This window comes from Enteractinococcus helveticum, assembly GCF_020742345.1.
Taxonomy (GTDB): Bacteria; Actinomycetota; Actinomycetes; order Actinomycetales; family Micrococcaceae; genus Yaniella; species Yaniella helvetica_A.
On sequence record NZ_DYXC01000055.1, the window covers coordinates 1 to 3310 of the forward strand.

The 3310-nt window shown below is 57.3% G+C and carries 3 protein-coding genes and 1 pseudogene; 2 read left to right on the top strand and 2 right to left on the bottom strand.

Annotated elements, in window-relative coordinates; translation table 11 throughout:
* The first annotated feature begins 133 nt into the window (after window positions 1-133).
* Complete coding sequence (locus K8V32_RS04030; protein ID WP_303903251.1) at window positions 134-1081, top strand: quinone oxidoreductase family protein; 948 nt, start codon at window positions 134-136, stop codon at window positions 1079-1081.
* Here K8V32_RS04030 and K8V32_RS04035 read toward each other — a convergent pair.
* On the bottom strand, window positions 1078-1980 hold the full coding sequence (locus tag K8V32_RS04035) for a glycerophosphodiester phosphodiesterase (RefSeq protein WP_303903254.1): 903 nt from the start codon (window positions 1978-1980) through the stop codon (window positions 1078-1080). The two genes, K8V32_RS04030 and K8V32_RS04035, sit on opposite strands and share 4 nt — an antisense overlap.
* A gap of 447 nt (window positions 1981-2427) precedes the next feature.
* Between K8V32_RS04035 and K8V32_RS04040 the strand changes: the two genes are divergently transcribed.
* Complete coding sequence (locus K8V32_RS04040; RefSeq protein ID WP_303903257.1) at window positions 2428-3192, top strand: Abi family protein; 765 nt, start codon at window positions 2428-2430, stop codon at window positions 3190-3192.
* 12 nt (window positions 3193-3204) lie between these two features.
* Here K8V32_RS04040 and K8V32_RS04045 read toward each other — a convergent pair.
* Window positions 3205-3310: pseudogene (locus tag K8V32_RS04045) on the bottom strand (IS982 family transposase); the annotation flags it as partial.

The window sequence follows — 3310 nt, forward strand, 5'->3', positions numbered from 1 at the left end:
TCAATAACTCTGAACATATGACCGAAGCGGGCTCGTGGCGCTGTGAATGCTTGGCATACGTGACCCACCTTGCACACTGCCAGCGTGTCCTGAGTCTAGGAATTGCTCAGATTCACCAGGTAGTCTGCCCAATATGAAAGCAGTTGCATTTGATACCCCAGGCGGCCCAGAAGTTCTCAACGTCGTAGACCTCCCGGATCCAGAAGTAGGACAGGGCGAGGTACTCATTCGAGTCCAAACCGCCGCGGTCAGTCCCACTGACACGATGCGCCGCGCCGGAGCCCGCACCGAGGGCAAGGAAGGGCCATTCGTCCCGGGGATGGATGTAGCTGGCATTATTGAAGCCATCGACGCCGATGCCAATACCGATCTGACGGTTGGCGAAAAGGTCATGGCCATTGTGGTGCCAGACGGCGCACACGGCGCTTATGCACAGCGCGTCGTCGTGCCGATTGACTCGGTAGTGCGCATGCCAGAAGGTGCAACCTTTGCTGAAGCCTGCACCCTGCCGATGAACGGGCTGACCGCCCGCCTGGCCTTGGACACCTTGGACCTGCCGGAAGGTTCGACCCTGGTGGTCACCGGAGCAGCTGGGGTTCTGGGCGGTTATGTGATCCAGTTGGCCAAAGCCGATGGGCTGGTGGTGATGGCAGATACCTCCGATGCCGACGACGAACTGGTGTTGTCCCTGGGTGCCGATATCGTCAAGCTGCGCGGTGAGACCTTCCCTGATGCAGTGCGCACCGAATTCCCCAAGGGCGTTGACGCCGTGGTGGATGCCGCGGTTTTGGAAGACGACATTTTGCCCGCCGTCAAAGATGGTGGCACTGTCATTACGATTCGCGGTGCCAAGGGCGAGCGCGATCGCGGCGTGACCTTCCAACCCATCTGGGTGGCCAACTATGCTAAAGAACGCGCCAAACTTGATGCGCTGCGCCAGCAGGTTGAAGACGGCGTGCTGACCTTGCGCGTTGCTGACGTGCTGCAGATGGAAGACGCTGCCGAAGCGCACCGGAAGATGGAAGCCGGTGGCATTCGCGGCCGGATCGTGCTGGAGTTCGGCGATATTCCGTGGGCCTAAACGGTCACCGCGGCCGCACGTTCTAATGCCCAAGCCGGGTCGTCGACCGTGACCTGCTGAATGCCCAGGCTACGTGCGGTTTGCAGCTGACGATCAGTGGCAACCGTCCACATGCGCACGGTCCGCCCGGCCTCGGTCCACGACCGCAACAGCGAGGCGTGATGCGCCAACCAACCCGTTGACGGGCCCAGCAACTCCGCTGGGCCCGGAGTTGTTTCCGGCGAACCAATCTGCAGGGCGTGGGCATTGAACGAATCGAACAGCGGGCACAGGCGCGCAGCCGGCACCGCATCAGCAACCCGATCCAGGGCATTGAGCGAAAAGCTCATGATCGACACGCTCACCACACCAGCCTGCCCATTCGGGCACAGCACACCGGTGGTCGCATCCCAACCCCAGCGCTGTAACCAGGCCAACACCGCGTCCTCAATCAACCCGGCAGTGGACGGGGTAACCTTCATTTCCACGGCCAGCTCGACCGGCCGTCCGGCAGCCACCAGCAGCTCGGTCAACTCATCCAGCGTCAGCAGCTGATTCGTCGTCCGCCCATACGCCGTGGGCAGCACCTTACTGCGCGCCTTCCACGAATGCACATCCAGCGCACGCATCTGGGCCAGCGTGTGGGCTTGGACATCACCTTGACCATCCGAGGTCCGATTCACGGTGGTATCGTGCCAACACACCAGAACCCCGTCCGAGGTGATCTGTACATCGGTTTCCACGCCATCAGCTCCGACGGCGAGCGCATGGCTAAAAGCCGCGCGAGTATGTTCGGCGTATTGGGTACTGGCACCACGGTGAGCAAAAACTTTCACGCCCGCCACCGTAACCACGTTGCGTGACAGCCGAACGACCAGCCCGTGAACAGCAGCTAACAACCACGTCAATGCTCGGTTCACCCACGCCGTTGCCTCCTGGGTGCCGTGCATATACCAACGACGACGCACTAGGATTACTGGGCAACACGATCCGAACACCGCGCCGAGCGTAGTCAGGAGCACCGTTGAGCAAACCCGACCCACCGGACCGCTCCGCCCTGCGACGCCGGATCCTGCTAACCGTACTGATCGTGCTTGTGGCCGTAGTCTCCACGATTTATGGGCTAGCTCAGCTGAACTAACACAATGACGACGGCGATACCTCTGTGTGGAGTATCGCGCTAGCAAAGGTCGGGCCTATCTAAGCCAGGTTGATAGGCAACTTATATGATGGCGCGGTATTGACGAACGGAGGTTGCTAAGGAGCAAGTAGACCGCCTAGCTTGAAGCTGATACCATGAAGGTATCACGATTGGTCGTCATCCCCGACATGGGGAGGCGGCCAATTCTCATTTATACTCGTGACTTATGACAAGCCTGGTCAGCACATACACCAAACCATTTCTCACAGTCGACGAACAGTTAAAACGGTTGACTGTTCGCGGCATGCTGATTGAAAATCCTGAGGAAGCCATGCGTGAGCTTCAACCGATCGGATATTATCGGCTATCCGGTTACTGGTACCCATTCAGAGTGAAGCCTGAGGCTGAGAATCAACCGAGACCTTCTCATTTTGTTGCCAACACAAAATTAACTGAAGTGCTAGAAATATATTATTTCGACGAACGTCTGCGGGTAGAACTCCTTAGAGCTCTCGGTCGTATCGAAGTCTCTCTGAGATTCTGGGTTGGGCATAGTTTGGGTAAACGAGGGCCTTCCGCACATACAGATCTCGAATACCTAGACTTCGGTGGCACCGGCGATCCTCAAGAGCAGCTGGAATCATCGTCAAATCACCAACGACATGCCGAATGGTTGGAAAAACAGAAAAGAGCTGAAGCGATCTCGAATGAGGCGTTTGTGGCACATATATACAACAACTACGGTGAACCGCTTCCGATTTGGGCCGCTACGGAAACGATGACATTCGAGACTCTCAATCGGCTGTATGCAGGTATGCTGCAGCAGGATCGGGACCAAATTGCAGTCGAATTCGATCTGTTTCGAGAAGACGGGAATGGAGATTCTCATACTTTCGCAAACTGGATAGAACACCTGCGACAGACACGGAATTTTTGTGCCCACCATGCAAGGCTGTGGAACCGGAACCACACAGCGCCCCTAGATGATTAATTCCTATTGATTTTAGTGGTCGTAGGCGATCAGGGAGCGTTTGTGGGGTGCTCCGGTTTTCCAGTTGTGCCAGATTCCGGCGGCCATGGCCAGCAGTTTGGCTCCAATTTTGGCCAAG

Excerpts from the sequence above, each read along its gene's own strand:
- K8V32_RS04030 (WP_303903251.1), top strand. The coding sequence starts at position 134 with ATGAAAGCAGTTGCATTTGATACCCCAGGCGGCCCAGAAGTTCTCAAC.
- K8V32_RS04040 (WP_303903257.1), top strand. The coding sequence starts at position 2,428 with ATGACAAGCCTGGTCAGCACATACACCAAACCATTTCTCACAGTCGAC.